This is a genomic window from Methylocystis sp. S23 (assembly GCF_054106005.1).
In genome coordinates this window covers 2,926,753-2,953,728 of the sequence record NZ_CM134185.1, presented here as the reverse complement: position 1 = coordinate 2,953,728, position 26,976 = coordinate 2,926,753, and the positions used below count along the sequence as shown (strand labels likewise).

The 26,976-nt window shown below is 64.5% G+C and carries 24 protein-coding genes; 10 read left to right on the top strand and 14 right to left on the bottom strand.

Translation table 11 applies throughout. The annotated features are described in order from the left end of the window. Positions 1 to 64: 64 nt before the first annotated feature. Positions 65 to 2,587, bottom strand: a complete 2,523-nt coding sequence (cckA, locus tag ACV7JP_RS14475; RefSeq protein ID WP_457796365.1) for a cell cycle histidine kinase CckA — start codon at positions 2,585 to 2,587, stop codon at positions 65 to 67. A 349-nt stretch (positions 2,588 to 2,936) separates the two neighbouring features. Between cckA and ACV7JP_RS14470 the strand changes: the two genes are divergently transcribed. After that, positions 2,937 to 3,821 carry a hypothetical protein gene (locus ACV7JP_RS14470; RefSeq protein WP_457796364.1) on the top strand — a complete coding sequence of 295 codons (885 nt, stop codon included), beginning with the start codon at positions 2,937 to 2,939 and terminating at the stop codon, positions 3,819 to 3,821. Between the two features lie 75 nt (positions 3,822 to 3,896). On the opposite strand, the gene dksA is transcribed toward ACV7JP_RS14470, so the two are convergent. Continuing rightward, entirely contained in the window at positions 3,897 to 4,313 is a 417-nt protein-coding gene (dksA, locus tag ACV7JP_RS14465; RefSeq protein WP_457796363.1) for an RNA polymerase-binding protein DksA, read from the bottom strand. Positions 4,314 to 4,643: 330 nt separating this feature from the next. Next, positions 4,644 to 5,864: an NADP-dependent isocitrate dehydrogenase gene (locus ACV7JP_RS14460; RefSeq protein WP_457796362.1), complete on the bottom strand. Its 1,221-nt coding sequence runs from the start codon at positions 5,862 to 5,864 to the stop codon at positions 4,644 to 4,646. Positions 5,865 to 6,485: 621 nt separating this feature from the next. On the opposite strand from ACV7JP_RS14460, the gene ACV7JP_RS14455 reads away from it, so the two are divergent. Further along, positions 6,486 to 7,001, top strand: a complete 516-nt coding sequence (locus ACV7JP_RS14455; RefSeq protein ID WP_457796361.1) for a hypothetical protein — start codon at positions 6,486 to 6,488, stop codon at positions 6,999 to 7,001. Positions 7,002 to 7,168: 167 nt separating this feature from the next. After that, positions 7,169 to 8,002 carry an RNA methyltransferase gene (locus ACV7JP_RS14450; protein ID WP_457796360.1) on the top strand — a complete coding sequence of 278 codons (834 nt, stop codon included), beginning with the start codon at positions 7,169 to 7,171 and terminating at the stop codon, positions 8,000 to 8,002. A gap of 209 nt (positions 8,003 to 8,211) precedes the next feature. Here ACV7JP_RS14450 and ACV7JP_RS14445 read toward each other — a convergent pair whose 3' ends face one another. Both ACV7JP_RS14445 and ACV7JP_RS14440 read right to left on the bottom strand, forming a co-directional pair. Beyond that, positions 8,212 to 8,988: a DUF2155 domain-containing protein gene (locus ACV7JP_RS14445; protein WP_457796359.1), complete on the bottom strand. Its 777-nt coding sequence runs from the start codon at positions 8,986 to 8,988 to the stop codon at positions 8,212 to 8,214. A gap of 89 nt (positions 8,989 to 9,077) precedes the next feature. After that, a complete protein-coding gene (locus tag ACV7JP_RS14440) occupies positions 9,078 to 9,485 on the bottom strand; it encodes an NADH:ubiquinone oxidoreductase subunit NDUFA12 (protein ID WP_457796358.1) in 408 nt (135 codons plus the stop codon). A 134-nt stretch (positions 9,486 to 9,619) separates the two neighbouring features. Here ACV7JP_RS14440 and ACV7JP_RS14435 point away from each other — a divergent pair, with 134 nt between their 5' ends. Further along, positions 9,620 to 10,834, top strand: coding sequence for an FAD-dependent oxidoreductase (locus ACV7JP_RS14435; RefSeq protein ID WP_457796357.1), 1,215 nt, complete (start codon positions 9,620 to 9,622; stop codon positions 10,832 to 10,834). 21 nt (positions 10,835 to 10,855) lie between these two features. On the opposite strand, the gene ACV7JP_RS14430 is transcribed toward ACV7JP_RS14435, so the two are convergent. The 3 genes from ACV7JP_RS14430 to ACV7JP_RS14420 all read right to left on the bottom strand — a co-directional run bounded on the left by ACV7JP_RS14430 (position 10,856) and on the right by ACV7JP_RS14420 (position 13,332). Continuing rightward, the gene (locus ACV7JP_RS14430) at positions 10,856 to 11,758 is read right to left on the bottom strand and encodes a YVTN family beta-propeller repeat protein (protein ID WP_457796356.1); all 903 of its coding nucleotides are present in this window, start codon (positions 11,756 to 11,758) and stop codon (positions 10,856 to 10,858) included. 396 nt (positions 11,759 to 12,154) lie between these two features. After that, positions 12,155 to 12,745 (bottom strand): SRPBCC family protein, encoded by a 591-nt coding sequence (locus tag ACV7JP_RS14425; RefSeq protein ID WP_457796355.1) that lies wholly within the window; start codon positions 12,743 to 12,745, stop codon positions 12,155 to 12,157. Positions 12,746 to 12,780: 35 nt separating this feature from the next. Then, positions 12,781 to 13,332 carry an SRPBCC family protein gene (locus ACV7JP_RS14420; RefSeq protein WP_457796354.1) on the bottom strand — a complete coding sequence of 184 codons (552 nt, stop codon included), beginning with the start codon at positions 13,330 to 13,332 and terminating at the stop codon, positions 12,781 to 12,783. Here ACV7JP_RS14420 and ACV7JP_RS14415 point away from each other — a divergent pair. After that, positions 13,331 to 14,230 (top strand): lysophospholipid acyltransferase family protein, encoded by a 900-nt coding sequence (locus tag ACV7JP_RS14415; protein WP_457796353.1) that lies wholly within the window; start codon positions 13,331 to 13,333, stop codon positions 14,228 to 14,230. The two genes, ACV7JP_RS14420 and ACV7JP_RS14415, sit on opposite strands and share 2 nt — an antisense overlap. Positions 14,231 to 14,515: 285 nt before the next feature. On the opposite strand, the gene olsB is transcribed toward ACV7JP_RS14415, so the two are convergent. Further along, positions 14,516 to 15,406 (bottom strand): l-ornithine N(alpha)-acyltransferase, encoded by an 891-nt coding sequence (olsB, locus tag ACV7JP_RS14410; RefSeq protein WP_457796352.1) that lies wholly within the window; start codon positions 15,404 to 15,406, stop codon positions 14,516 to 14,518. 127 nt (positions 15,407 to 15,533) lie between these two features. Here olsB and ACV7JP_RS14405 point away from each other — a divergent pair, with 127 nt between their 5' ends. The 3 genes from ACV7JP_RS14405 to ACV7JP_RS14395 all read left to right on the top strand — a co-directional run bounded on the left by ACV7JP_RS14405 (position 15,534) and on the right by ACV7JP_RS14395 (position 20,946). Continuing rightward, positions 15,534 to 16,094, top strand: a complete 561-nt coding sequence (locus tag ACV7JP_RS14405) for a hypothetical protein (RefSeq protein ID WP_457796351.1) — start codon at positions 15,534 to 15,536, stop codon at positions 16,092 to 16,094. Positions 16,095 to 16,505: 411 nt separating this feature from the next. Next, positions 16,506 to 20,264 carry an adenosylcobalamin-dependent ribonucleoside-diphosphate reductase gene (locus tag ACV7JP_RS14400; protein WP_457796350.1) on the top strand — a complete coding sequence of 1,253 codons (3,759 nt, stop codon included), beginning with the start codon at positions 16,506 to 16,508 and terminating at the stop codon, positions 20,262 to 20,264. Positions 20,265 to 20,283: 19 nt separating this feature from the next. Continuing rightward, positions 20,284 to 20,946, top strand: a complete 663-nt coding sequence (locus tag ACV7JP_RS14395) for an ImmA/IrrE family metallo-endopeptidase (protein ID WP_457796349.1) — start codon at positions 20,284 to 20,286, stop codon at positions 20,944 to 20,946. Positions 20,947 to 21,408: 462 nt separating this feature from the next. Here ACV7JP_RS14395 and ACV7JP_RS14390 read toward each other — a convergent pair whose 3' ends face one another. Further along, positions 21,409 to 21,726: a GIY-YIG nuclease family protein gene (locus ACV7JP_RS14390; RefSeq protein ID WP_457796348.1), complete on the bottom strand. Its 318-nt coding sequence runs from the start codon at positions 21,724 to 21,726 to the stop codon at positions 21,409 to 21,411. 171 nt (positions 21,727 to 21,897) lie between these two features. Further along, positions 21,898 to 23,070 carry an AAA family ATPase gene (locus tag ACV7JP_RS14385; RefSeq protein WP_457796347.1) on the bottom strand — a complete coding sequence of 391 codons (1,173 nt, stop codon included), beginning with the start codon at positions 23,068 to 23,070 and terminating at the stop codon, positions 21,898 to 21,900. Positions 23,071 to 23,300: 230 nt separating this feature from the next. Here ACV7JP_RS14385 and ACV7JP_RS14380 point away from each other — a divergent pair, with 230 nt between their 5' ends. Further along, entirely contained in the window at positions 23,301 to 23,876 is a 576-nt protein-coding gene (locus ACV7JP_RS14380; RefSeq protein WP_457796346.1) for a hypothetical protein, read from the top strand. A 42-nt stretch (positions 23,877 to 23,918) separates the two neighbouring features. Here ACV7JP_RS14380 and ACV7JP_RS14375 read toward each other — a convergent pair whose 3' ends face one another. Then, a complete protein-coding gene (locus ACV7JP_RS14375) occupies positions 23,919 to 24,710 on the bottom strand; it encodes a hypothetical protein (RefSeq protein WP_457796345.1) in 792 nt (263 codons plus the stop codon). 442 nt (positions 24,711 to 25,152) lie between these two features. Here ACV7JP_RS14375 and ACV7JP_RS14370 point away from each other — a divergent pair, with 442 nt between their 5' ends. Continuing rightward, positions 25,153 to 25,509, top strand: coding sequence for a septal ring lytic transglycosylase RlpA family protein (locus tag ACV7JP_RS14370; RefSeq protein WP_457796344.1), 357 nt, complete (start codon positions 25,153 to 25,155; stop codon positions 25,507 to 25,509). Here the strand turns inward: ACV7JP_RS14370 and ACV7JP_RS14365 are convergent. Then, a complete protein-coding gene (locus ACV7JP_RS14365) occupies positions 25,503 to 26,351 on the bottom strand; it encodes a hypothetical protein (protein ID WP_457796343.1) in 849 nt (282 codons plus the stop codon). The two genes, ACV7JP_RS14370 and ACV7JP_RS14365, sit on opposite strands and share 7 nt — an antisense overlap. A gap of 131 nt (positions 26,352 to 26,482) precedes the next feature. Continuing rightward, positions 26,483 to 26,719 carry a hypothetical protein gene (locus ACV7JP_RS14360; RefSeq protein ID WP_457796342.1) on the bottom strand — a complete coding sequence of 79 codons (237 nt, stop codon included), beginning with the start codon at positions 26,717 to 26,719 and terminating at the stop codon, positions 26,483 to 26,485. Positions 26,720 to 26,976 lie beyond the last annotated feature (257 nt).

Below are 26,976 nucleotides of genomic sequence, written 5' to 3'. Positions count from 1 at the left end.
CTCTCCCCCGTAAACGGGGAGAGGGAGCGCGCGCGATCGATTTCAGTCGCTTCTCCGCGTCGCTTTACCCCTCGCCGCCCATATGCGACTTCACCGTCTCGATAAGCTGCTTGATCGAGAAAGGCTTGGGCAGGAAGCCGAAATCGCCCTCGGGCAGGTTCTTGGCGAAGGCTTCCTCGGCATAGCCCGAGACGAAGATCACCTTCGCCTTCACCCCGCGCTTACGCAGCTCCGCGAACATTGCGGGACCGTCCATCTCCGGCATGACGACGTCGGAGACGATCAGGTCGATCTTGCCGCCGACCTCCTCCACGACCTCCAGCGCCTCTAGCCCGGTCGTCGCCTCGAGCACGGTGAAGCCGCGCGATTTGAGCGAGCGGGCGCCGATGGAGCGCACGGCGTCCTCGTCCTCGACCAGCAGAATGACGCCCTGGCCCGTATAATCCGCGGCGGCTTTCGGCGCGTCGGTCTCCTTCTGCGGCGTTTCCTTCGCTTCCGGGACGTAGCGCGGCAGGAAGATGCGGAAGACCGCGCCCTTGCCGACGTCGCTCGACGCGAAGATGAAGCCGCCGGACTGTTTCACAATGCCGAATACGGTCGACAGGCCGAGGCCCGTGCCCTTGCCGACTTCCTTTGTGGTGAAGAAGGGCTCGAAGATCTTCTCCATCACGTCCGGCGGAATGCCGGCGCCGTTGTCCTCGACCTCGACGAGCACATAGTCGGCCGCGACGAGATGGGGCTCGCCGAAGCTCGCGCAGTCTTCCTTCGTGACATTGCGCGTGCGGATCTGCACGCGGCCTCCCGACTCCGGCATGGCGTCGCGGGCGTTGACGACGAGATTGATGATGACCTGCTCGAATTGCGTGATGTCGGCCTTCACGTACCAAAGGTCGCGGCCGTGGCGCAGATCGAGCTCGTTCTTCTCGCCCACCACGCGCCGCAGCAGGATTTGCAGCTCCGACAGCGCGTCGCCGAGCTGGAGCACCTGCGGACGCAGGGTCTGCCGACGCGAAAAGGCGAGAAGCTGGCGCGTCAGCCCGGCGGCGCGATTCGCCGTCTCCTTGATCTGACGGATGTCCCGGAAAGCCGGGTCCGTCGGGCGATGGCTCGACAGCAGCAGGTCGGAATAGCCGATGATCGCCGTGAGCATATTGTTGAAGTCATGCGCGATGCCGCCCGCGAGCTGGCCGACGGCGTTCATCTTCTGCGACTGGGCGAATTCCTCCTGCAGCTTGCGCTGCTCGGTGGTGTCGAGCGCATAGATCGTCGCGCCCTTCTGGCCCGAATCCTCGGCCGGCGAAACGAAGAAGCGGGCGGAGCGCGGTCCGGCGCCCTCCTCGAAGGAGACGTTGACCGGCTTGACGTCGCTCCTGCCCTCCACGGCGTCCTGAACGGCTTTGCGCAGCGCCTCCGCGTCGCGTTCGGACAGGCCGGCGAGCAACAGCCAGTTCTCCTTCGCATGCCCCGCCTTCAGCGCCTTGGGCAGAAGCTTGGCGAAGGCGGCGTTCGAATCCTGCACGCGGCCTTCGGCGTCCAGAGTCGCGATCGCCATGGGCGTCGAGTTGAAAAAGCGCGCGAAGCGCACCTCCGCCGCGCGCAGATCCTCCTCCGGCTTCTCGCCGGCGGCGCGGTTGAGCACCAGGGTGCGCGACGGTCCGGCGGCGCCGTCCTGGCCGAAGGCCACCTGATGCAGGAGGCGCACCGGCAGCGAGCGCCCGTTGCGGCAACGCAGATCGAGATCGATCTGCTCGGTGCGCACCTCGCCCGGCGAGCCGGAAATCGCCGCGAGAAGCGCGGCGCCGTTATTGGCGACGATCGAGGCGAGCGTCGCGCCGCCCGACCCGACCTGGGTGAGGTCGTAGCCGAGCCAGCCGGCGAGCGTCTTGTTCATATAGGAGACGGCGCCGTCCGGCGCGGCCGAGAAGAAGCCCGCCGGCGCGTGATCCAGGAAATCGATCGCATGCTGCAGCTCCTGGAAGACGCCTTCCTGCCGCTGCCGCTCCTTGGTGACGTCGGCGACGCGCCAGAGCGTGGCGCGCGGCCCCGCCTGGAGAAGCGGGCGCACCTTGATGCGATACCATCCGACCGCGCCGGCTCCGGTGAGCGGCGGGGAAAGGCGCAGATCCTCGACATGAGCCGTTCCCGAGCGCGCGGCCTGCGCGAGCCGATAGATCGCCTCGGAGACCTCCGGCGGACCCGAAAACAGCCGCTCGACGACCTGCAGGCCGGAAGGGTCGCGCGCGCCGCACAGCGCCATATAGGCGTCGTTGGCGTAGGCGATCTGCATGTCGCCCCGCGTGACGAGCAGGCCCTCGGTGGTCGAATCCGCGATCAGCTTGGTGATGTCGTTGCGCGCGACGCGCGAGGAGAGCTGAATGAGCCCGACCGCGTAGGCGAAAAGGGAGAAGACGCCCGCGACGCCGAACAACGCCAGCGCCAGCATGACGAAGCGCGGCGCCATGGCCGCCGGCGCCAGGAAAAAGACGCCGAGCACGACGACGACGGCGACGGCGAGCGCCAGGACGAGCCCGGCGCTGCCGGACCGCTCGCTTCGATCAAATGCGGACGACGCCGTCCTGTCGGTCATCCTGAACGCCCCGCGTGTCGCGCCCCGACGCCGCGCGCGCCAGGCGATTCGCTCTGCATGCCAGAATAGGGTTAAGGAAGCCGCGCGTCGAACGCGCGCTTCGCCTCGATTCGCCGAACCGCGAAATTCGCCAGAATCGCAAGGGAGAATGGCCGTCCCCGGCTCCGTTGGCAACGGCGCCGGAAGCAATTTCGCGCCGACTCCAACCTTGCGTTAACCATTGATTAACCTTTTCCGGCCTCTTGCCTGAAAAGCTGATAATTTGGCAAGGTTCAGGCGGCGTTCGAAGAGAGACCTGCGGTTCATGCAAGAAAAATTCTCACAGCTGCTCCCGGTTCTCGGAGCTATCGTGGCGTTCCTCATCGCCGCGCTCCTCGTCCTTTACATCTTCCGACTTCTTTTCGGTCGGCGAATACGCTCCACCGGAGCCAGGAAGGGCCCGCGTCGTCTTGACGTGGTGGATGTTTTCGACCTCGACCGCGAGCGCCAACTCGTGATCGTGCGCCGCGACAATACGGAACATCTCCTACTGATCGGCGGCCCGAACGACCTTCTCGTCGAAGGGTCGATCGCGCGTCCGGAGGGCGCGACCCGTCCCGCGACCGAAGGGCGCGCCGCGCCGGCGGGCGCCTGGCCGCCCGGCCCCGCGGAAGCGCCCCTCCCGCCGCCCGCGCCCGGCCCCGTTCCGAAACCCGCCGCGCCGGCGCCGCTCAACCTGCCGCCCGATCTCTTCGCTCCGGCGCCGACGAAGCCCGCCGAGCCCCCGCCGGCGCCCGCCGCGCCGCCGGCTCCGCCGCCATCCGCGCCGCCGCCCGCGCGCCCTGCTCCGCCCGCCCCGCCGCCGCGTCCCGCCGCGCCGCGTCCCGCCACGCCGCCTTTCCTGGCGCGCACCCAGCGGCTGATCCAGCCGAAGGGCGAAGCCGGCCCCGCCGCCGCGCCGCCTCCCGCGGCCAAGCCCGCGGCCCCGCCGCCAACCCCCGCCGCCGCCCCGCCGGCGCCTCCCGCTCCGCCGCCGCCCGCGCCGCCCCCGGCCGCGCCTCCAGCTCCGCCACCCGCGCCCGCCGCGCCGCCTGCGCCGCCGCCGGCCCAGACGCGTCCCCCGGCTCCGCCGCCGGCGCCGCCTCCTGCTCCGCCGGCCCCGCCCGCGCCGCCGCCAGCCGCGCCCGACGTGGATCCGCTGGAATCGCTCGAAGCGGAAATGGCCCGCCTGCTGGGCCGGCCAGAAAAGGAATAAAGAAAAGGGCGTCGCCGAGCCGGCGACGCCCTTCCATCATTTTTCAGCCGGGTCGCCCCGCGTCGGACGGCGCGCTCAGTCGTCGCGATAGACCTTCTCGCGCCTCTCATGGCGCTCCTGCGCTTCGATAGAGAGCGTCGCGATCGGCCGCGCATCGAGGCGCTTCAAGGAAATCGGCTCGCCCGTTTCCTCGCAATAGCCATACGTGCCGTCGTCCAGCCGCCCAAGCGCGGCGTCGATCTTGGCGATCAGCTTGCGCTGGCGGTCGCGCGCGCGAAGCTCGATGGCCCTGTCGGTCTCTGACGAAGCGCGGTCAGCGAGATCGGGATGGTTCTCGTTCTCGTTTTGAAGCGCCGCGAGCGTCTCGCGGCTTTCATGGAGAATGTCGTCTTTCCACGCCAGAAGCTTCCGGCGAAAATATTCGCGCTGCCGGTCGCACATGAAAGGCTCGTCTTCCGACGGCTTATAGGCTTCGTCCAGATCCACCGTCATTGCCGCGAATCCCGTGTTGGACCATAGGCGCGGCCTATATAAACGGGCGCAGAAGCTGACACAATCACATTTCGGCGCGCGGCGGCGAATGATTCCGCATGTGAAAAAACCTCGTAAATATGTTTTTCAATTCGACATTTCGCGCTTCTTCGAAGGAAGGAGGCCTTCAGAAAAGCGCATCGAATTGCTCGGTTGAAGCCTGCCGGCGAGAACGCGCCGCCCTCCGCTGAAGCCGTGCGCATAAAAGCGCGCGACGTCGTCGCGCGCAACGAAAAGCGTTTTCTCGCCGCGCGCCCAATGCTTGAATTGTTCATTCGATCGCAGCGTGATCTACGCGTCCCCGCCCATCGCCTTGCGCAAATTGTCGTCGACCTTGTCCAGGAACCCCGTCGTCGACAGCCAGTTTTGATGATGGCCGACGAGAAGCGCGAGATCCTTGGTCATATAGCCGGATTCGACCGTCTTCACGCACACCTCCTCGAGAGTCTTCGAGAAGCGCGCCAATTCCGCGTTGCCGTCGAGCTTGGCGCGATGGGCGAGGCCGCGCGTCCAGGCGAAAATCGAGGCGATCGAATTCGTCGACGTTTCGTGTCCCTTCTGGTGCTCGCGATAATGGCGCGTCACCGTGCCGTGGGCGGCTTCGGCCTCCACCGTCTTTCCATCCGGCGTCATCAGCACGCTGGTCATGAGGCCGAGCGAGCCGAAGCCCTGCGCCACGATGTCGGACTGCACGTCGCCGTCATAGTTCTTGCAGGCCCAGATATAGCCGCCCGACCATTTCAGCGCGGAGGCCACCATGTCGTCGATGAGGCGATGCTCGTACCAAAGCCCCAGCGCCTCGAATTGCGACTTGAACTCCTTGTCGTAGACTTCCTGGAAGATGTCTTTGAAGCGGCCGTCATAGGCCTTGAGGATCGTGTTCTTGGTCGAGAGATAGACGGGAAATTTGCGCTGCACGCCGTAATTGAACGAGGCGCGCGCAAATTCATAGATCGAGTCGTCGAGATTGTACATCGCCATGGCGACGCCGGCGCCGGGGAACTTGAAGACTTCCTTCTCGATCGTCTGGCCGTCTTCGCCTTCGAACCTGATCGTCAAACGGCCCTTGCCGGGCGCCTTGAAGTCCGTGGCCTTGTACTGATCGCCGAAAGCGTGGCGCCCGACGACGATGGGCTGCGTCCAGTGCGGCACGAGGCGCGGCACGTTGGAGCAGATGATCGGCTCGCGGAAGATCACGCCTCCGAGAATGTTGCGGATCGTGCCGTTCGGCGACTTCCACATTTCCTTGAGGCTGAACTCCTTCACGCGCGCTTCGTCGGGCGTGATGGTGGCGCATTTCACGCCGACGCCGTGCCGCTTGATGGCGTTCGCCGCGTCGACCGTCACCTGGTCGTTGGTGGCGTCGCGATTCTGAATGGAGAGATCGTAATAGAGGAGATCGATGTCGAGATAGGGCCGTATCAGCTTGTCCTTGATGAAGGCCCAGATGATGCGGGTCATTTCATCGCCGTCGAGTTCGACGACAGGATTGGCCACCTTGATCTTCTGCATGTCTCAACGATCCTCAAGCTGCGCGCGGCCTTATAGCCCTGGCCCGGCGCAAGGGAAAGCGGCGCCGGCGGCCACGATTTCAGCAACGAAACGAAGAGCAAAGGAGCGCCGCCGCAAAAGTCCGGCCCCTTTCAATTTCTTGGGCCGCCGCAAAACTCCGCCCTTTCGCGCCTCTTTCCGCAAGCATCAACGGCGCCATTGGCGCGAGACGACAAGGGCGGGCCGTTCGATGTTATGGCAAAACGCCTCAAGCAGCCTCTTAAGCGATGCTGCATAAATTGCTTGGTTATTGGAAGACGAGTAGCATTTGCTACTCGCGCACTGTTCCTGATTTCAGTTCTTTGAAAATGGGGGTTCGCATATGGCGAGTTGGGGTCCATGGGACTGGATTGGCTATACCTCAATGGGGGTGACCGCGGTTTTGCTTGCTATAATTGCGGCGACGAAAGAATCTACCCTCATCAAAGAACGCATACCAAAGATTGCTCTATGGCCGGCAGGCCCGCTTTTATTTCTTATTATTGGAACTTTAGCTCTCGGGTATGGATATTTATCCTTGACAAAAGTGGCTGAAGATTCCAGAGCCAAACCTGAGAAAAAATAGATGTATTCTATAAATTCGTGAGCGCTTACGAAAGATATAAATCTGCATTAGGCAAACCTAACTCTCCTGCTATACATTCCCCACGCACAACACAGATATGGTCCGATCACGCGATTATATTTTGGGTGCAAAATCCCGGTCGTCTTTGCGCTTTAGCTACGGAAGATAGGCCCGCCGGCAACAATATATGTAAAAACGACCCAGGAGAGGCACGTTTTCATGATATAGATTTGACAAGAAAAGAATTTAATGTAAAAAAAGACGAATATCCACCTTTTGGTGGAATATATACCGCCATTAAGAGTGATCAAAAACATTGGAAATGGGTTTTGCCGTTAAGGGCGGTTTGTGAGATAGAGAATGATTCAGTTTATTTTCAATCATTTGAAGAGGGCGAGATTTACGGCCCATTCCCGGAAACACGAAAATCTAATAACTCCTCATTTTTCTTGATATTTACACAGGCAGGCGGCATTAATTTTGTATATACTAATATGACGCCTCCACAAATAAAAGGTTGTCGGCTACCTTAGATTAATCTTCAGATTAATCTTCTACTCGCACGACGCTGTCACCCGCGCCGGCTCGAATGGCTGCCGCGGGTCGCCTAGCCCGTGCCCGAAAAGCGAGCGCGCCTGACCCCTTCCCCCGCGCGCCGCTTTTCGCCTAATTAGCAACTTCTTCGCCAGAGGACGCGCAATTGGTCGGAGCGGGAACGGATCATACGAAGCAGGCGCTCACGGGCGGGCCGGCGATTATTCTGGTGCGACCGCAACTCGCCGTGAATATCGGCATGTGCGCGCGCGCCATGGCCAATTTCGGCCTGTCGGACCTGCGGCTCGTCTCCCCGCGCGAGGGCTGGCCGCGCACGGGCGCCTATCGCAAGGGCGCCTATGCCGCGGCCGCCGGAGCGACGCATCTGCTCGAGGGCGCGAAGCTCTATGACAGCGTGCGCGATGCGATCGCCGATCTCAATTTCGTTTACGCCGCCACGGCGCGCGGGCGCGGGCAGATGAAGGCGGTCTTTCCGCCCGCCAAGGCGCTGGCCGATACGGCCGCCTGCGTCGCGGCCGGTGAGAAACGCGGCTTTCTGTTCGGCCCCGAGCGCACCGGCCTCGACAATGACGACGTGGCGCTCGCCGACGCGATCCTGACCTTCCCGGTCAATCCCGCCTACGCCTCGCTCAATCTCGCCCAATCGGTGCTGCTCGTCGGCTATGAATGGTTCCGCGCCGCCCATGGCGACGTCCTGCCCTATGAGACCGAGGAGCGCTCGCCGCCCGCGACGCGCGAGATGACCATGGCCTTCTTCGACTTTCTGGAGGAGGAGCTCGACAAGCGCGGTTTCTTCCGCCCGCTCGACAAGAAGCCCGTCATGTCGCGCAACCTGCGCAACATGTTCCACCGCATGAGCCTGACGCAGCAGGACGTGCGCACGCTCTGGGGCATGGTGGTGCGGCTGGTGGAAGGGCCGCGGCGCGATCCGAAGAAAGTATGGCGCAGAAAGAAGCTGACCGAGGATGCGGAGGGGTAGACGAGCGTCGCGATCGACAGAAACGCGTCATTGCGAGCGGAGCGAAGCAATCCAGGGCCGCGATGACGCTCAGCATTACTTCGCCTTCGGCTCGCAATTGCGAGGAGCGCAGCCAACGAAGCAATCCAATGCGTCAATGCAGTCCTGGATTGCTTCGCTTCGCTCGCAATGACGAGGCGCGCGGAAAGAATGGTCTCGGTTCGCTCCGATCAGAAGGGCAGCAGGCCGCCGCCGGGAGGCGGCTCGACGGGCGTCGCCGCCGGCGCGTTCGCCGCGGGCTTCCTTTTCTTTTTCTTCGGCGGCGCGGGCTGCGCCGGAGCTTCGCCCACGGCCCCTCCGTCGGCCGCCGGGGCGGCGTCCAGCGCGGGTTGCGGCGGCGCGGCGTCGGCGGGGCCGATCGGGGCGTTCTCGACCGGCGTCGGAGCCTTGGGCTCAACCTTGCGGGATTTCTTCTTCTTGCCCGGCTCCGGCGCGGGCGCGGCGGATGCGTCGGCCGGGGCCGCAGGGGTTTCGGCGGCGGCGACGGGCGGCGGCGCATTCTCCTTGCCGCCCTTGCAGTCCACGAGCCAAACGTCATAGACCGGGTGCTCCACGCCGTGGAGGCCCGGGCTCGCGGCGAACATCCAGCCGGAGAAGATGCGCTTCGCCTCCTGCTTGAGGTCCGGCTTGGCGTCGGCCTTGGCTTCCTTCAGCTCGAGCCTGGCCTGGCGCTCCTGCTTCACCACGATCTCGTCGACCTCGACGAAGCTTGTCGTCTGCGGAGCCTCGGTCTGCGGGCGGGTGTTGCAGACGCGCGGCGTCACGTTCAGCGAGCCGAACTGCACGGTCTCGTCGATCGCCACGTCGAAATTAATGATGCGGCCGGTCGTCTTGTCGAGCCCGGCGAAGATCGCCGTCGGATGGCGGATCGGCTCGGCGGCGGCCACGCCGTAGAGAGCGGCCGCGAAAGCGCCGAGCGCCATTCCGTAACGAAGGAATAAGGTCATCGAGTCACCGCGCCGCGCCAGGGCGGCCAGAGGAAAACGCTGAAGCAACATAAACAGGCAAGAAAGGCGTTTCCGTGGAAAGAGCCGGATCAGCCCTCCGGCCGCCACGCCACATAATCGCCGCCCGCCGGCGTGCGTTCGCCGGTCGAAAGCTGCGATCCCGGCGGGCGATAGGCGAGCGGCGTGCCGGTCATGTTCGGCTGGTGCGGCAGCTCCCATTCCCTGCGCGTGTAATTTTCCTTGGTCGGCGGCGTGTCGACCGTGTGGTGAAGCCAGCCGTACCAGCCTTGCGGGATCGCCGAGCCCTCGCAATAGCCGTTGAAGATCACCCAGCGGCGTTCGAATCCCAGCGCCTTGTCCTTCTTGCCGCCGCGACGGCGGTAATAGACATTGCCGAACTCGTCCGTCCCCACGCGTTCGCCATAGAGAGTCGTCCACAGGCTCGTGGAGAGGGTCGCCTTGTTCCACCAGGTGAAGAATCGGATGATGATGGACATGCCGGCTCCAGCGTCTCGTCAGATTGCGCCTCTTATGGCGTTGGCGGGAGCCCGTGTCCAGCGTTTCCGAGGCCGTTTCCCGACCCCTCCATCCGATCGACCGAGAAAAGCGCGCCACAATGAAAGGGCTGGCCATGGCTGAAACCTCCCGCATCCAACGCCAATGCTGCGTCGTCGGCGGCGGTCCGGCCGGCCTGATGGCGGGCTTCCTGCTCGCGCGCGCGGGCGTAAAGGTCGTCGTGCTGGAAAAACACGCCGATTTCCTGCGCGATTTTCGGGGCGACACGATCCATCCCTCGACCCTTCGGATCATGCGGGAGCTTGGGCTTCTCGACGAGTTCCTGCGCCTCCCGCACCAGAAGGCCTATGAAATCGGGGCGTGGATCGGCGACCGCAAATACGCCTTCGCGGATTTCAGGAGCCTGCCCGAGCCCTGCAATTTCATCGCGCTCATGCCGCAATGGGATTTTCTCAACTTCATCGCCGGCCACGCCGGCAAGCTGCCGAACTTCCGCCTGATGATGACGACCGCCGGCGATCGGCTCCTTTGGGAGGGAGAGCGCGTCGCCGGCGTCGCGGCAAGGTCCCCCGAGGGTTTGATCGAGATCGGCGCCGATCTCGTGATCGCCGCGGACGGGCGCGGATCGACATTGCGCGCCGAAGCCCGGCTCGAGGTCGCGGACTATGGCGCGCCCATGGACGTGTTCTGGTTCAAAATGCCGCGCAAGGCGGAGGATCCGGACCAAAGCTTCGGACGCGTCGCGTCGGGGCGCATGATCGTGATGATCGATCGCGGCGATTATTGGCAATGCGGCTGGCTCATTCCCAAGGGCGGCGCGGACGCCATGCGCGGCAAGGGTCTCGATGCCTTTCAAGCCGATCTGGCGGACGCCCTCCCCTTTCTGGCCGACCGCGTCGGGGCGATCGACGAGTGGAGCAAGGTCAATCTGCTGAGCGTGCAGGTCAATCGGCTGAAAAAATGGAGCCGGCCCGGATTGCTCTGCATCGGCGACGCGGCCCACGCCATGTCGCCCGTCGGCGGCGTCGGCGTGAACCTCGCGGTGCAGGACGCCGTCGCGACCGCCAATCTGCTCGGGGCGAAACTGCGCGCCGGAACGCTGCAAGACGCGGATCTCGCGGCCCTTCAACGGCGCCGGGAGTTCCCCGCCAAGGTCACGCAGCGCCTTCAGCTCGCCGTGCAAAAGCAAATCATCACCAACGCGCTTGATCCCGACAAGCCGTTCGAGCCGCCGCTGGCGTTGCGGCTCTTCGACGCCATCCCGTTCCTGCGGCGCCTCCCGGCGCGGCTGCTAGGCGTTGGCGTCCGCCCGGAACATATCGCGCAATAATCTCGGCCTGCTCCGCGCGCGCTACTCTGCGGACCGCAGGAAGGCGCCGAAGGCCCGCGGTCCGTCGCCTGTCTCGGCTTTGCCGACGACTTGCAGCGTGCCGGCGTCGATCGCCCAAAGCTCGTTGGAGAACCAATTGGCGACGTAAACCCGCCTTCCGTCGCGGCTCGCCGCGATCCCTTCCGGATATTCGCCGACCTTGACCGCCCCGACGGGCGCGAGCGTCGCGGCGTCGAAGACGCTGACGCTGTCGGCGTGCTGATTGGCGACGAAAATCCGGCCGGCCGCGAGCGCGACGGCGTAGGGCCGGCTTTCCGTCTTGAGCGTCGCCACGACCTTGCGGGCGGCGATGTCGATGACGCTGACCTCGTCCGATTCGACGTCGGCCGCATAGGCGCGGGCGCCGGCGGCGTCGATCGCGATGCCGAAAGGGTGCCGGCCGACGGGAATCGTCGCGACGCGCTCGAATGTGGCGGCGTCGATGACGGACAGGGCGTTGTCGTCGCGATCGGCGACGAGAATGGTTTTGCCGTCCGGCGCCGCCGCGACGCCCGAAGCCATCGCCCCGACGGCGACGCTGCGAGTCTCGCCCTTTTCGGGGTCAATCTCCACGAGCCGGCGCCCGTAGAGGTCGGCCACATAGACGCGGCTGCCGTCCGGCGACGCGGCGACGCCGAGCGGCCCGCCCCGAATGTCGATCCGCCGCGCGACCTTGCGCGCTTTGGCGTCGATGACGGTGAGGAACCCGCCCTCCGGGCTCGTCACATAGGCCCGCCCGCCATCGGGGCTCACCGCGACGCCCGCCGGCTTTCCGCCGATGGGGAGACGCGCGAGCGGCGCCATGGTCGTTACATCGATAATGTCGAGCGCGTCGGCGCCCTGGGCGGTGACGAAGGCTTCGTCGGCGAGAGCGGGCGTGATCATGACGGCAAGGAGAACGCCGACAAGACGCGCAAGCCCCCTCTCCCCGCTTGCGGGGAGAGGGTTGGGGTGAGGGGCGAGGCTACTATCCGGAAGCAGGAAATATCCTCCATCGAGAAAGTCCGCAGCGGCGCGCGGACGCTTCGCCCCTCACCCTGACCCTCTCCCCGCAAGCGGGAAGAGGGAATTAATTCCCTTTCAGCGCCCGAGACCGCAACCCCGAGACGATCCAGAAACCCGCGCGCAAGCCCCCTCTCCCCGCTTGCGGGGAGAGGGCTGGGGTGAGGGGCGAGGCCGTTATCCGGAAGCAGGAAATATCTTCCGTCGCCAAAATCCGCGGCGGCGCGCGGACGCTTCGCCCCTCACCCTGACCCTCTTCCCGCTTGCGGGGAGAGGGAATTATTTCTTCTCTGCGCGCGCCTTCAGCGCCGCGAGATTGGCGCGATGCAGCGTCGTCACCGCGGCGAGCGCCGTGTCGTCGTCGAGGCCCGGCGGCGGGTTGTTGAAGGGGTGGCCGCGATAGAAGCGGCCCTTCCATTCGGCCAGCGTCTTGCCGTCGCCGGCGGGCTTCGCCGTCACATGCGTCATGTAATTGATGGCCGGCAGGCGCGTCACGTCGTCATGGTCGCGATGAAAGGCGAGCGTCATGCGCTGGGCGTCCCATTTGACGAGCGTCTCCTCTATGACGCCGCCATCGGCCATCACCAGCCGGCGCCTGCCCTGACCCGGCGCGTCGCCACCCGCCGCCTCGACGCGCGACACGCCGGGCAGCCAGTCATAATGGGCGAAGTCGCCGACCACGCCCCACACTTTCTCGGGCGGCGCGTCGATCAGGATCGTCTCGACGGATTTGAGCGGGGCCGCGCCATGCGCGGCCCAGGAATTCGGGCCCGGAACAGGAACCCCGGCGTCGGCGGCGACAGCCGCCGGCGCCAGAGGGGCGAGCGCCGCCAGCGCGAAGAGCGCGGCGCGGCGCGACAGGCTGGGCATTTGAATATCCTCCCCGCGCCCCTCTTGCGCCGAGATTACTTGCCTTCGAGCTTCGCCTTCAGCGCGGCGAGGCCGGTCTTGTAGATGTCGGCGACGGCCTTGACGGCGGCTTCGTCGGAGAGTTCCGGCGGCGGGTCGTTGTTCATGAAGCCGCGATAGAAGGCGCCCTTCCATTCGACCTCGCTCTTGCCGCCGACGTCCTTGACCGTGATCGAGGAGGTGTAGTTGTTCACCGGCAGAACCTTCACGTCGACATTGTCGATCTTGTATTTGATCGACTTGCCGGCGGCGTCGTAGGCGTCCACCGATTCCTCGATGGTTCCGCCGTTCTTGAGCGTCAATTTGCGCTTGGCGCCCTTGTCGCTGCCGCCTGTTCCTTCCGTCTTGGCGATGGCCGGATGCCAGCTCATGTCCTGAAAATTGCCGACGACTTCCCACACCTTGTCGGCCGGCGCGTTGATCTCGATCTTCTCGGCGACCTTCTGGCGCGAGGGGCCGTGCGCGATGGCCGGAGCCGTGGCGAGCCCGGCGGAAACGAGCGACAGGGCGGCGACGACAACAGCGCGGCGCGCAATCACAAAGGACATGGGAATTTCTCCTGGGGAACCTCTCCTTGGCCGCTTCTCGGGCGGCCCCGCACATAAGGGCGCCGGAAGCGGCGGCGTCAAGGGCGGCGTGGCTCCGGCGCAGGCGACCGCGCGAAGCTGTCACACGCCCGTCTCATGGCGGCGTCATTTGCCCGTCATGCCTTATCTCCGCGCCGTCGCCTTCGTCGCCGCCATGACGGCCGCCTTTGTTCTTCTCGTCCCCGTTCAGGCCGTCGCGCGGCGGCGCGGCTGGGCTGTCCAGCACAAGATACAGACGGGCTTCTGCCGCGCAATATGCGCGACGATCGGCATTAAGGTGACGCCCCTCGGCGCCCTGCCCGCCGCGGCGCCGCGCTTCGTCGTCTCCAATCACGTGTCCTGGACGGACATCATCGCGCTGGCGAGCCTCTATCCGCTCGTCTTCCTCGCGAAAAGCGAGGTCGCGAGCTGGCCGGCGCTGGGCTTTCTCGCGCGCCTGCAAGGCACGGTCTTCGTGCCGCGCGGCTCGCGCAAGGATATTCCGGCGGTCAACGCCGCGCTTTGCGGCGTGCTGCGCGAGGGCCGCGATCTCGTGGTCTTTCCCGAGGGCACGTCGAGCGACGGCGCGGACGTGCTCGCCTTCAAGCCCGCCCATTTCGACGCCATTCTCGACTATGACGGCGAAGCGGCTGTCACGCCCGTCGCCATCGCCTATACGGACGGCGCGCGGCCGGTCGATGTGGGCTGGTATGGCGACATGACCTTCCTGCCGCATCTGTGGAGCCTGATGAAGCGGAACGGCGTGCAATGTCATGTCGCGTTCGGAGAGGCGATCGACAGAGAAGGCAAGAATCGCAAGCTGCTCGCGGCGGAGACCGAGAGTCGCGTGCGGGCGAAGCTGCGGGAGTTGCGGGGGTAAGGAGGGCGCAGAGGCGCGCGCTCCACGCCGTCCCGCCATTGCGAGCGAGGCGCTGCTCTCAGGCCGTCATTGCGAGAAGGCGAAGCCGACGAAGCAATCCAGGGGCGTCGACGCGGCTCTGGATTGCTTCGCTGCGCTCGCAATGACGGCGGGCGGCCGGCTTCGGTAAGAACGCTGCTCAGGCCGTCATTGCGAGGAGCGAAGCGACGAAGCAATCCAGAGCCGCTATGGCCGCCTCTCGATTGCTTCGCTCCGCCCAATGACCGCGCTGGCTGTTTCCGGCCCTTACGCCGCGTGGCGCTCGACGCCGCTGAAATAATCGATATAGCGCTGGCCGATTTCGGCGACGGGCATCACGACGAAGACGTCCGTGGTGTTGAACTTGATGTCCACCACGGCGCCGTCGCCGAAGCGCGCGCCGAGCCGCAGATAGCCCTTGATGAGCGGCGAAAGCGCCTCCTTCGCCTGCTTGGCGTCGAGCGCTTCCTTGGAGATCATCGCCATGGGCAGGTAAAGGTCGCTCTTCGCCTTCACCTTCCACTCGCCCTGCGCGCCGGCGTAATGCGCGAGATAGCTCAGCGCCTGCGCATGGGCGAGCGGGCTCACGCCGGGGAAGCTCGCGCAGCCGATCATCACGTCGATCCTGTGCGCGCGGATATAGGCGAGCAGCCCGCGCCAGAGGAGCTCGATCGTGCGCTTGCTGCGATGCGACTCCAGAACGCAGGAGCGGCCGAGCTCGAGAATGCGCTTGCCGGAATGGCGGGCGAGCAGCGGGGCGATGTCATATTCGCCCGCGGAATAGAAGCCGCCCGCCTTTTGCGCCATGTCGCCGCGCAGCAGGCGATAGGCGCCGACGATCTTCGGCTTCGTCTTGCCGAGCTTGTTCTTCCAGGCGTGGTCGATGACGATCAGATGATCGCAATATTTGTCGAATTTGTCGGCGTCGCGGCGCGTGAAGGCGGTCTTGGCGTCCGGGATCGCGCCGCCTTCCTTGTAGAAGACCTCGTAGCGCAGGCGTTGCGCCTTGCGGATCTCGCCCTTGCCGCGCGCCAGGCGCGCTTCGAGCGAACCCATGCGGCCGAGCGTCTCCTCGACCATTGTTTTCCGGGGCGACGGCGGCTGGAGGTTGGTCAAGGCGGCGATCGTTCGGCCAATATCCGCGTGGCTTGTCCACATCCGCGTGAGTTCTCCGGCGTCAACTGGATTGTCTCATCATGATTCCACAAAGTTTTTGTGACGACTCAGCCGGTGACATCCGCAGGCGCGAGCTCTAGTTTTGCGCGCGATTCTCAAGGGGGCGTCGATGGTCTTCGCGCGTATTGGTTTGTTGGCGGCGGCCGGTCTTGCGCATTTTGCCCCGCCGGCGCAGGCGGAGGAAATTGTCCCCCTTTCCGGCTGTTACGAGCGCATCTACGCCGCCGCTTGGTTGAAGGCGCATCCGGGCCAGATCGTGCGCCGCGTGACGCTTTCGGTGACCAAGACCTCCGCGCCGCAGACTCCGGGCGAGAAGCAGCCGATCCTCGCCGACGCCATGCTCGCGACATGGTCGGGGAAAACGACGTTCAGCACGATCGGCGCCTGCTATTGGGAGCGTCTGGGCCTCGTCTGCAACGCCGCGCTTTCGGCCGAGGAGACGCGCCTGTGCCGGACCAAGGCGGACGGCGTGCGCGACTGCCGGCTCTCCATGACCGACTCCGGCTCCTTCGAGCTCGCGCAAAAGCCGGAAGGGCTGCTGCTCACCGTGCGGGAGCGGCTGGAGCTTCCCGGCCCGACGGATCGCGGCTCCTTTCTGTATCTCAGCCCGGAAAACGCGGAGAATCGCGCCTTCCTCCTCCAGCCCGTCCCGGAGGCGAACTGCAAATAGGCGCCCGCCCGAAAAGCCCCCTTGTCAAATCCCGCCTTTTGGTCGAGCCTTTCCGGGCTTCGCTGCTGGATTTGTCCCCGGAATCCACTATTTTCTCCACATATTGTCTGACTGTTAATTTCTAACACAATATCTTGACGATCTCTTCAGACTCGCGCAGTGTGGAGGCACAAGATCATGACGCGGCGGCGGACATTCTCTCCAATGTCGGCCTGTCTCCGGCGCCAGCCGGCCAGAGGCGTCATTTTGCTTGGGCGTAATCCTCGTATCCGGCGTTCCGACCCGGCGGCCGATTCGGCCGGGGGTGGCGGGCGCGCCTCTTTCGAGTCCAGATTGGCGAACATCTGCGTCGTTTGGCCGGCGAACGGCCGCGCGCGAGCCCTTGCTCGCGCCTAAAGGAGATTGACGGGCATGAAAATCGAGCGGCGACACACCCAGGCGGGCGAGTCTCCTTACGCGTCGATCGAGTTTCGCACGGCCAGGAGCGAGATCCGCAATCCCGACGGATCCGTCGTGTTCTCGCTCGACAATATCGAGGTCCCGGCCCAATGGAGCCAGGTCGCCTGTGACGTTCTGGCGCAGAAATATTTCCGCAAGGCCGGCGTCCCCGCGCGGCTGAAAAAGGTGGAGGAGAATTCGATCCCCTCCTTCCTGTGGCGTTCGGTCGCGGATTCGGAAGCGCTTTCGGCCCTGCCGAAGGATCAGCGCTATGGCTCCGAAATCTCCGCCAGGCAGGTCTTCGACCGCCTCGCCGGCGCCTGGGCCTATTGGGGCTGGAAGGGCGGCTATTTCGACACGGAGGAGGACGCCCAGGCCTTCAGCGACGAATTGCGCTACATGCTCGCCATGCAGATGGCGGCGCCCAATTCGCCGCAATGGTTCAACACCGGCCTGCACTGGGCCTATGGAATCGACGGGCCGAGCCAGGGGCATTTCTATGTCGACTTCGCCAATGGCAAGATGGTGAAGTCCAAGTCCTCCTACGAGCATCCGCAGCCGCACGCCTGCTTCATCCAGTCGATCGAGGACGACCTCGTCAATGACGGCGGCATCATGGATCTGTGGGTGCGTGAGGCGCGCCTGTTCAAATACGGCTCCGGCACCGGCACCAACTTCTCGAAGCTGCGCGGCGAGAAGGAGAAGCTCTCGGGCGGCGGCTCGTCCTCGGGCCTGATGTCCTTCCTCAAGATCGGCGACCGCGCGGCGGGCGCGATCAAGTCGGGCGGCACCACGCGCCGCGCGGCCAAGATGGTCGTGGTCGACATCGACCATCCCGATATCGAGGCCTTCATCGGCTGGAAGGTGAAGGAGGAGGAGAAGGTCGCCTCGCTCGTCGCCGGCTCGAAGATCGTCAAGAAGCATTTGAAGGCGATCCTGCGCGCCTGCGTAAACTGCGAGGGCTCGGGCGACGATTGCTTCAACCCCGAAAAGAACCCGGCTCTGAAGCGCGAAATCAAGCTCGCGCGCAGGGACGAGGTCTCCGACAATCTCATCAAGCGCGTCGTCCAGTTCGCCCGGCAGGGATACAAAGACATCGAGTTCGACACTTACGACACGGATTGGGACAGCGAGGCCTATCTCACCGTCTCGGGCCAGAACTCGAACAATTCCGTGCGCGTGACCGACGACTTCCTGAACGCTGTCGAGAATGACGGCGAATGGAATCTCACCAGGCGCCTCGACGGCAAGGTCTCGAAGACGGTCAAGGCCCGTGATCTCTGGGACAAGATCGGTTACGCCGCCTGGGCGTCGGCCGATCCAGGCATCCAGTTCCACACGACGATCAACGACTGGCATACTTGCCCGGCGGGCGGCGAAATCCGCGCCTCCAATCCGTGCTCGGAATATATGTTCCTGGACGACACGGCCTGTAACCTTGCCTCGCTGAACCTGCTGCAGTTCAAGACCCCCTCCCTCTCCCTTGCAGGGAGGACCCCCACCCCAGCCCTCCCCCTTGCAGGGGGAGGGAGCAAGGGCGCCGCCAGTTCCCTCCCCCTGCAAGGGGGAGGGTCAGGGTGGGGGTTCGACGTCGATTCCTACGAGCACGCCGTGCGGCTATGGACCGTCGTGCTCGAAATCTCGGTGCTGATGGCGCAGTTCCCCTCGAAGGAGATCGCGCAGCTTTCCTATGACTACCGCACGCTGGGACTGGGCTTCGCCAATGTCGGCGGCCTGCTGATGTCGTCCGGCGTCGCCTATGACAGCGAGGCGGGCCGCGCCATCGCCGGCGCCCTCTCCGCCATCATGACGGGCGTGTGCTACGCGACCTCCGCCGAGATGGCGAAGGAACGCGGCCCCTTCGCGCGCTTCATGGAGAACCGCGAAGCGATGCTGCGCGTCATCCGCAACCATCGCCGCGCCGCGCATGGCGAGCGCGCGGGTTATGAGAATCTGCACACGACGCCCGTGCCGCTCGATTATGTCGCCTGCCCCGATGCGAACCTCATGGAGCGCGCCGCGCTGGCCTGGGATAAGGCGCTGGCGCAGGGCGAGCTTTACGGCTATCGCAACGCGCAGGTCACGGTCGTCGCGCCCACGGGCACGATCGGCCTCGTGATGGATTGCGACACGACCGGCATCGAGCCCGACTTCGCGCTCGTCAAGTTCAAGAAGCTCGCGGGCGGCGGCTATCTCAAGATCGTCAACCGCGCCGTGCCGGAGGGCCTGCGCGCGCTCGGCTATCGCGAGAGCGAGATCGCCGAGATGGAGGCCTATGCCGTCGGCCACGCCTCGCTCGCCAATGCGCCGGCGATCAACACCGCGTCGCTGCGCGCGAAGGGCTTCACTGACGATAAGCTCGCGGCGGTGGAAGCCGCGCTGCCTTCCGCCTTCGATATCAAATTCGTCTTCAACAAATGGACGCTGGGCGCGGATTTCCTGACCGGCGCGCTGAAGGTCAGCCCCGAGCAGCTCGAGGACAAGAACTTTGACCTGCTGACGCATCTCGGCTTCTCCAGGCAGGAGATCGAGGCGGCGAATGTTCACGCCTGCGGCGCGATGACGCTGGAAGGCGCGCCCTTCCTCAAGGGCGAGCACTACGCAGTCTTCGACTGCGCCAATCCCTGCGGCCGCACGGGCAAGCGCTATCTTTCGGTCGAGTCGCATATCCGCATGATGGCGGCGGCGCAGCCCTTCATCTCGGGCGCGATCTCCAAGACCATCAACATGCCGAATGACGCCACGGTCGAGGATTGCGAGCAGGCCTATCTGCTGTCCTGGCGCCTCGGTCTCAAAGCGAATGCGCTCTATCGCGACGGCTCCAAGCTCTCGCAGCCGCTGTCGGCGCAGCTCATCCAGGGCGATGACGACATCGACGCCGCGGAAGCGGTGGAGGAAGTCGTCGCGCAAAACATGCCGGCCCGCGCCGCGCATGTCGCCGAGCGCATCGTCGAGCGCGTCATTCATCAGCTGGTGCGCGAGCGCGAGAAGCTTCCCGATCGCCGCAAGGGCTATACGCAAAAAGCGGCCGTCGGCGGCCATAAGGTCTATCTGCGCACCGGCGAATACGCCGACGGTCGGCTGGGCGAGATCTTCATCGACATGCACAAGGAAGGCGCGGCCTTCCGCTCATTGATGAACAATTTCGCCATCGCCATCTCGCTCGGCCTGCAATATGGCGTGCCGCTCGAGGAATATGTCGACGCCTTCACCTTCACCCGCTTCGAGCCCGCGGGCCCGGTGCAGGGCAATGACGCGATCAAGAACGCGACGTCGATCCTCGATTATGTGTTCCGCGAGCTCGCCGTCTCCTATCTCGGCCGCAACGACCTCGCCCATGTCTCGCCCGACGACATCGGCCATGACGTGCTCGGCAAGGGCGAGCATGAAGGCAAATCGCCCGGAGCCAACGCCATCGTCTCGCGCGGCCTCTTACGTTCCAAGACCGACAAGCTGATGGTCGTGCATGGCGGCGCCGTCGCTTTGCGCGAGACGCCGGAAGTGGTGGAGGAGACGCCTGCTGGGTCCGATGACGATGACCCGACAACTGGCGGCTTAGCTTTTTCGAAAGGGATCGAATGGAGCAAGCCCTCGTTGAGCGCCCGGAGAGATCAAGCTCGGATGAAAGGGTATGTCGGAGAGGCTTGCCCAGAATGCGGTAACTTCACGCTCGTGAGAAACGGCACGTGCCTCAAGTGCGACACTTGTGGAGGAACCACTGGGTGTTCTTGATTAGGAGGCGCCTAGCTCCATGGCTGCCAACCCGTCAGACTACCACGTTGATGAACGCAATTCGTCACAGCTTGCTGCCGACGCCGAGCGCGTGCGTCGTCTAGTTGGAGCGGATCATGCAGTAGAGTTCGATCCACTCCTCGCGATTAAATTTTTTGAACAAACCGAACTGCCGCGCAAAGGGCTGTTGAAAGTAGTTCCATTCAATGCATCGGGAGTTCCGCCGGCACGCGTGAAATTCAAACCGTCTTTGCGACTATTTGTGCATGAGGAGGTTCTAGAGGCCGCAACAAAATACGGCGACCCGCGGGCGCGCTTTATTCTTGCGCATGAAATCGGCCACATGGTCGAGCATGATCATAACGCCAAGGCATTTTCTGAAGCGGATGCAAAACGGCTAACCGGTTGGCCCAAAGAAGAGCGAGCGGAGTGGCAAGCCGATACCTTTGCAGACCATTTGCTCCTGCCGATAAAATTTCTTTTTGGCTACCGATTTGACGTCTGCGCCATAGCGCTCGCTTGCAACGTCGAACATCAAGTCGTTGTAAGGCAGATTGGCGCTCTTAAATCCGAAAAGCGTTATGTCTGTAAAGCGTGTCCGGAGTGTGGCTGTTTCACACTCGCGCGCAGCGGAACAGTTCTGAAGTGCGAGACTTGTAGCACCATTACCGAAAGCAACTAACCACAGAGGCCCATGATGGCAAAAAACACTGGAGATGATTTCCGCCGAGGCGCAGTGACCGGCCGGACGCAATTCGAACGCCCCGACGGTCATTGGCAGAAGCGCAATGAGCACGATGGACGGCTTATGGAAGTAAAACAGACCTCCGGGCCCTTCAAAGGTATCGCAAAGGAGCCGGACGGGCGCGATACGACAAAGTCACCTGAAAACTGGGACAAGTGAATTCCGTTGCGTGGATGGCCGGACGCCCCCCGGCCATTCCGACGCGCGGCGCTACATCGGACAAACGCCGACGCAATCCTCGTCCTTCGAGACGCGCCCTATGGCCGCTCCTCAGGATGAGGATTGCTTGTTGTTTCTGCAAAGCGCTGGCGCCTTGAGAGTAGCGGCAATGGCAATCTAGGCCCCTCATCCTGAGGAGCGCGCGCAGCGCGCATCTCGAAGGACGAGGGGCCGGGATCATTAGCCGGAAGGCGCGCCGTTCTTCTTGTTCCGACGCGCGGCGAGCGTTGGCAACGCGCCGTGGTCTCCGCTAATCAACGCGGCCTTTTTCGCACGGCTCCAACCCTTGAGTTGGCGCTCCATCGCAATTGCATCCGTCAGGCGCTCGAAATGTTCAGACCAGACGAGTATGACTGGACGACGGTTCGATGTGTAGTTTGCGTTGATCCCGAGATTATGCTCGCTGACGCGGGTCTCCACCTCATTGCGCGTCAGCCCGGTATAGTAACTGCCATCGGCGCAAAGCAGGATGTAAACGCTTGCGCCATCCACCAGCATCGCAATCCTCGTCCTTCGAGACGCGCCCTTGGGCGCTCCTCAGGATGAGGATTGCTTGCGGACGCCGCAAGAGGCTTCTGCATAAATACGCCCGCGCACGTAAGGCCCCTCACCCTGAGGAGCCTGCGAAGCGGGCGTCTCGAAGGGCGAGGGGCCGACTCCAGTGATGACTCACGCCACCTCCCGCACCCGCCCCACAACCTTCCGGCCCAACTCCGCCTCCGCCTCCTCCGCGCTCACCGTCGAAAACATCCGCTGCAACTCCGCCCCCGTGCGCGGCGTGTAGGCCCCAATCCCCTCGCGCCCATAAAACGCCCGGAACATCGCCCGCGCGCTCTCCAGCGACAGCGGCCCCACCTCGATCACTTCGTCTATCCGCCCCGGCCGCACGATAGCCGGGTCCAGCCGGTCGAGATGGTTCGTCGTCACGATGAATTTCAGACCGTCCGGCGTCTGCATGCCGTCCATGGAGTTCAGGATTTCATGCAGGGGCGAGCCGCGCAGCGCGCCGCCGTCGATGGCGACCTCCCGCGTCCCGTCGCGGTTCAGGCCGGCGGCGATCGTGTCGATGTCCTCGATCACGAAGAGGTCGTTCTTCCTCCCCGACTTGAACGCCGCGCCGAGGCCGTGCAGCGACTTGATATATTTGATGTTGAAGTCGAAGTCCGAGGCGAGCGCATGGATGAGGCTCGTCTTGCCGGAGCCGGGCGGGCCGTGGAGCACGATGCCGAGCTTCCACGGAATGCCGCGCGAGGCGTGCCACTCCTCCGCCCCGAGAAACCACCGCAAGCGCGAAACGAGGCGATCCTTGATCGCCCGGTCGACGAACACCGTCTCGAGCCCGCGCTTGCGCCGGCGCATGCCGCCGTCGCTTCCGCCCGCGCCATAGATGGAAATATGGATGGAGTTCCTGTGCTCCTCGGGCTTGCAGTCGCGCATGAAGCGCTCGACCACGCGGCGATCGCGCGTGAGGAAGGAAATCGTGATCGTCTCGAAATGGGTAAGCTGCTGCGCCGATTTCGTCTTCGAATATTTGAACAGCGTTCCGTCATAGACGCCCCAGCCGCCGCCAAAGCCCGTCTTGAGGCTTCCGTCCTTCGCCTCCAGCGAGCGGCTGAAGAAGTCGAGCCGCCTGCCTTCGATGAAGGCGTCGATGTCGGGATATTCGTTGGACATGCTCTCGACGAAGACCTTCGTCCAGACGGTCTTCTCCACGAGCTCGAGCGCCTTCTCGGGCGCGGCCCGAAGGAGATACATCGCCGATCCGAACGCCAGCGTGCCGACGCCGCCGGCGAGGATCTGGTTTGAGGCGAGCGCGGAAATGACGGCGTCGAACGGAGTCATGAGCAGCCTTCATCCTGTCGCGGACCGCTTCGCGGCCCCGCTGAGCGAACCTTGCCCCTGCTCGCAGGCTCCTCACATGTGGACGGCCGAGCGGCGCCGCAAGGCTCGGACGTTCGTCAAATTCCGCCGCCCCAGCCTTGCCGCCCCTCCCCTTCCGCTCCCTTTAACAAAGCGAGAGCGCGATAGGCTCAAGCGGCTTTGGCCGCGCCGCGCTCGTGGGAGCACGAATCATGGAAACGCAAAATCCCCTTACCGCCGAACAACGCGGGCGGATGCGCGAAGTCGTCGGCGTCTTTGACAATCTGGATAAGATGCAGTCGGCCATAGACGATCTCCTCACCGACGGTTTCGACCAGACGACCATCAGCGTGCTCGCGCCCCAGGCCGTCATGCGGGAAGCGCTGGGCGACGAGAGCCTTTCCGCAAAGGAGCTGGGCGGCAATCCGAGCGCGCCGCACGGAAGCTATATCGACCCCGAGGCCCGCAACGAGGCCAAGGCCGGGCTAATTGGAGCGCTGTTCTATATCGGCGCGGTGGGCGGCGCCGGCATGGCGCTGGCGGCGGGCGGCGCGCTCGGCGCGGCGATTGCGGCGGCGCTGGTGCTGGGCGGCGGCGGGGGACTCATCGGCGCCACGCTCGCCCAGCTCATCGGCTCCGCCGAGGCCACCTGGGTCAGGGCGCAGATGGAGCATGGCGGCATGCTGCTCTGGGCGCGCGCCTGGGACGAGGCCAGGGAACGCACCGCTATCGAAGTGATGAAGAGAAATGGCGGGCACGACGTGCACGCCCACGCCGCGACCGCCTGACGAAACGACGCCCTCCCTCGATCGAGAGAGGGCGCCCGCGGCTCACCACCAGCCGCCGCCCCAGCCGCCGCCCCAGCCGGAGCCGAACCCGACGCCGAGCAGGCCGCCGGGCGCGCCCCAGCCTCCCCAGCCCCAACTGGGATAACCCCAAGGTCCGCAAACATTGACCCAGCGGCGCCGCCAGCCCCAATAGGTGCGGATCACGCGCGGCCGCCAGCAAGTTCCGTAGCCGTAGCCATAATAGGGCCAGGCGGCGCCGTAGAGCAGGCCGGCGCCATAGGGCCAGCCGCCCCAGCCCCAATAGCGGCGCCAGGGTCGATGCCATCCCCAGCCGCCCCAGCCGATGCGGCGATAACCCCAGCCGCCCCAAGGACGATGCCAGCCCCAGCCGCCGCCCCAGCCCATGCGGCGATAGCCCCAGCCGCCCCACGGACGACGCCAGCCCCAACCGCCGCCCCAAGCCAGGGGGCGATGAGCCCAGCCGCCGCCCCATGGCCGGCCACCCCAGCCGCCCCATGGCCGGCCGCCCCAGCCGCCCCAGGCCGTGCGGAAGCCGCCCATCGGCGCAATGCCGCCGCGGAAGCCGCCAAAGCCGCCCGCGCCCAGGCCGCCGCCTCGAAAGCCGCCGCCAAAGCCGCCCCCGCTAAATCCCCCGCCAAAGCCGCCGCCGCCAAAGCCGCCGCCCCCGCCGAAACCGCCGCCGCGGAAGCCGCCGCCCCCGCCGATCGCCGCGCCACCCGCGCTGGTTTGCGCTCCCGCCACGCCCGGCTCCGCCACCAGCGCCGCCGCCAGCGCGGTCGCCGCGACGACGGCCTTCAATTTTTGAACTGTCATCTGCGCCTCCTTGGCTCAAAGGGCGGCAGGGAGAGGCGCGCAAGGCGCGCATCTCACGCCGCCACTTCGCCAGAAGCGGCTAGATGCGGCCGACCGCAGGCAAATCAAGGGCATGCGGGGCCTGTCGCGAACCGCTTGGAGGCGCCTCGAGAACTCCCGAGGCGGACCGATAAAATATTCCTCTTCATGTGACTGTCATGCAACAGTCGTTCGCCGCTGAATGCGACGCACAACACGTATTCCTATTGAATTATGAAACCTTATCGGACGCCACATACAGCGCGCAATTACGCGTGACCAATGGGGACAAACGCTTTGCTGAGCGAATAACCTAATTTGACGGCCTTTATTTCGCCTCGCCCCGACATTACTCACCCCGCCACGCCATCGCTCGAAGCGCGGCGCGAAACGCGCGCAAGCCCGCGTGCGAAAGTGGAGAGATATGTTGAAGCGAATTTTGGTCGGAGCCGTCGTCGCGCTTGTCGCGCTCGCCAGCGGCGCCGAGGCGGCCTGGGTGGGGAAGGCCTCCTATTACAAGCTCGGCGGGCGCACGGCGAGCGGCGGCCATGTCGGCGCCTTCACGGCGGCCCATCGCACCCTGCCCTTCGGCTCCCAGGTGCGCGTCACTAATCTCAAGAACAACCGTTCGGTCGTCGTGACGATCAACGATCGCGGGCCGTTCACGGGCGGCCGCGTGATCGACGTCTCCGCCCATGCCGCCGACGCGCTCGGCTTCCGCTCGGCCGGCGTCGCCCATGTGAAGGTCGAGGCGCTCTCGACGATCGCCGAGGCTCAGTAGCGCCACCATATGGCGCTCACGACGCCGCGCTCGGCCGGCGAATTCACGCCGCTGAGCGCGGTAACGCCGCCAATCTGCAAAGAGATCGACGGCGTCAGCTCATAGACGGCCGAAAGCTGGAATTTCTGCGCGGCGACGAAGGTCGCCATGCCGCCGCGCGGCGCGATCGCCGAAAAGCTCTGCGCCATCAGCATCCAACCCTTCCACGGCCGAATGCCGGCGGCGAGGTCCATGCGGATTTCGTCTCCGTTCTGGCCGCGCATGCGCAAGCCGAGTTGCGTCTCGGCGAAGCCGGTCACGCCCAAAAGCTCGAAAGAGCGTCCCACGAGAAGGCGGGCGTCGATCTGCGTGGCGCAGCGCATGTCGAGGAATCGGCGCGCCTCCGCGGAAGCGGCGCGAAGGCCGCTCTCCACGGAAAGGACATAAGGGCCATAAGCGAGGAGCTGCGCCCGCGCCCCGACGGCGCCGAGCCCGATCCCCTCATATTTCACGCCCGGCGGGGGCTGAGCCGTGAGCGGCAAGCCGGCCTTGGCTTCCGCGACGAGCAGATTGATATGATCCGACGGCGCGGGCGCGCCCCGGAAGCTCATCGCGCCGCCTTCCGCAACGAAGGTCAGCCAATCTGTGACGCCGTGCTCCAGATAGGCGCGCGCCTCGAACTTTCGGTACGAGGGCGTTCTGACCAGTCGCCCGCCCGCGTCATAGGCGTTTTGCGCGTCGGCGAAGGTCGTCGTGAGAATGAGCTGGCCCTCCCCCGCCGGATAGAGCCATGCGCCCGCATGCGCCGGATCGGCGGCTCCAATCCATGCGAAGGGGAAAAAGAACAAGACCGAGGCACGCATGACGCAACGCCGGGCACAGAATGACGCACCCCGTCATGGTATGAACGAGACTTGAACTTGACAATAAATTTGAATGCAAACAGCGTTCCCGGAACGTTCCGGGACCGCCACGCCATTATCTGGACGCGGCGTTATTCGGCTGATTTGAGCTCGCGCTCGCCATTCGCCTCCAATATGGCGATAAGGTGCCTTATGGGGCCGACACTGAACATATTTGCGTTGGAAGTGCGGCGGCGCTCGAGCAAATCGTAGAGCCGATGGCAAAGCTCTTCCCGCTTCAGTCGCTCATCCTTGATTAGAAGCTCGCAAATGACGGCGATCGCGGCCGTTTGACCTGCGAAGATTGCAGCAATATCTTCATCCATCATAATTCTAGCCGGACAAATGCGAGAAGGTGAGCATAACCTATCATTTTGCATTACCGAAATCAATTAATTGCGACAATAACGCACATACAGAAAAAAGTTAAATACAACAATGCTTAAGCCAAATGGCGAAGCTTTGCTCGGTCAATCTACTCAACGGCGACGCCGCTCATCGAGGCGCAAGCTCGTCTGCATAGAAAATGCGCCGCGAATACCTTTCCAACCTATGGATATAGCACGCGAATTCGTTCCACAACCTA

Excerpts from the sequence above, each read along its gene's own strand:
- olsB (WP_457796352.1), bottom strand. The coding sequence starts at position 15,406 with ATGTGGACAAGCCACGCGGATATTGGCCGAACGATCGCCGCCTTGACC.
- ACV7JP_RS14390 (WP_457796348.1), bottom strand. The coding sequence starts at position 21,726 with ATGCTGGTGGATGGCGCAAGCGTTTACATCCTGCTTTGCGCCGATGGC.
- ACV7JP_RS14430 (WP_457796356.1), bottom strand. The coding sequence starts at position 11,758 with ATGATCACGCCCGCTCTCGCCGACGAAGCCTTCGTCACCGCCCAGGGC.
- ACV7JP_RS14395 (WP_457796349.1), top strand. The coding sequence starts at position 20,284 with ATGGCTGCCAACCCGTCAGACTACCACGTTGATGAACGCAATTCGTCA.
- ACV7JP_RS14370 (WP_457796344.1), top strand. The coding sequence starts at position 25,153 with ATGTTGAAGCGAATTTTGGTCGGAGCCGTCGTCGCGCTTGTCGCGCTC.
- ACV7JP_RS14445 (WP_457796359.1), bottom strand. The coding sequence starts at position 8,988 with ATGACCTTATTCCTTCGTTACGGAATGGCGCTCGGCGCTTTCGCGGCC.
- cckA (WP_457796365.1), bottom strand. The coding sequence starts at position 2,587 with ATGACCGACAGGACGGCGTCGTCCGCATTTGATCGAAGCGAGCGGTCC.
- ACV7JP_RS14425 (WP_457796355.1), bottom strand. The coding sequence starts at position 12,745 with ATGCCCAGCCTGTCGCGCCGCGCCGCGCTCTTCGCGCTGGCGGCGCTC.
- ACV7JP_RS14440 (WP_457796358.1), bottom strand. The coding sequence starts at position 9,485 with ATGTCCATCATCATCCGATTCTTCACCTGGTGGAACAAGGCGACCCTC.
- ACV7JP_RS14385 (WP_457796347.1), bottom strand. The coding sequence starts at position 23,070 with ATGACTCCGTTCGACGCCGTCATTTCCGCGCTCGCCTCAAACCAGATC.
- ACV7JP_RS14405 (WP_457796351.1), top strand. The coding sequence starts at position 15,534 with ATGGTCTTCGCGCGTATTGGTTTGTTGGCGGCGGCCGGTCTTGCGCAT.
- ACV7JP_RS14365 (WP_457796343.1), bottom strand. The coding sequence starts at position 26,351 with ATGCGTGCCTCGGTCTTGTTCTTTTTCCCCTTCGCATGGATTGGAGCC.
- ACV7JP_RS14435 (WP_457796357.1), top strand. The coding sequence starts at position 9,620 with ATGGCTGAAACCTCCCGCATCCAACGCCAATGCTGCGTCGTCGGCGGC.
- ACV7JP_RS14360 (WP_457796342.1), bottom strand. The coding sequence starts at position 26,719 with ATGATGGATGAAGATATTGCTGCAATCTTCGCAGGTCAAACGGCCGCG.
- ACV7JP_RS14400 (WP_457796350.1), top strand. The coding sequence starts at position 16,506 with ATGAAAATCGAGCGGCGACACACCCAGGCGGGCGAGTCTCCTTACGCG.
- ACV7JP_RS14460 (WP_457796362.1), bottom strand. The coding sequence starts at position 5,864 with ATGCAGAAGATCAAGGTGGCCAATCCTGTCGTCGAACTCGACGGCGAT.
- dksA (WP_457796363.1), bottom strand. The coding sequence starts at position 4,313 with ATGACGGTGGATCTGGACGAAGCCTATAAGCCGTCGGAAGACGAGCCT.
- ACV7JP_RS14415 (WP_457796353.1), top strand. The coding sequence starts at position 13,331 with ATGGGAATTTCTCCTGGGGAACCTCTCCTTGGCCGCTTCTCGGGCGGC.
- ACV7JP_RS14420 (WP_457796354.1), bottom strand. The coding sequence starts at position 13,332 with ATGTCCTTTGTGATTGCGCGCCGCGCTGTTGTCGTCGCCGCCCTGTCG.
- ACV7JP_RS14380 (WP_457796346.1), top strand. The coding sequence starts at position 23,301 with ATGGAAACGCAAAATCCCCTTACCGCCGAACAACGCGGGCGGATGCGC.
- ACV7JP_RS14375 (WP_457796345.1), bottom strand. The coding sequence starts at position 24,710 with ATGACAGTTCAAAAATTGAAGGCCGTCGTCGCGGCGACCGCGCTGGCG.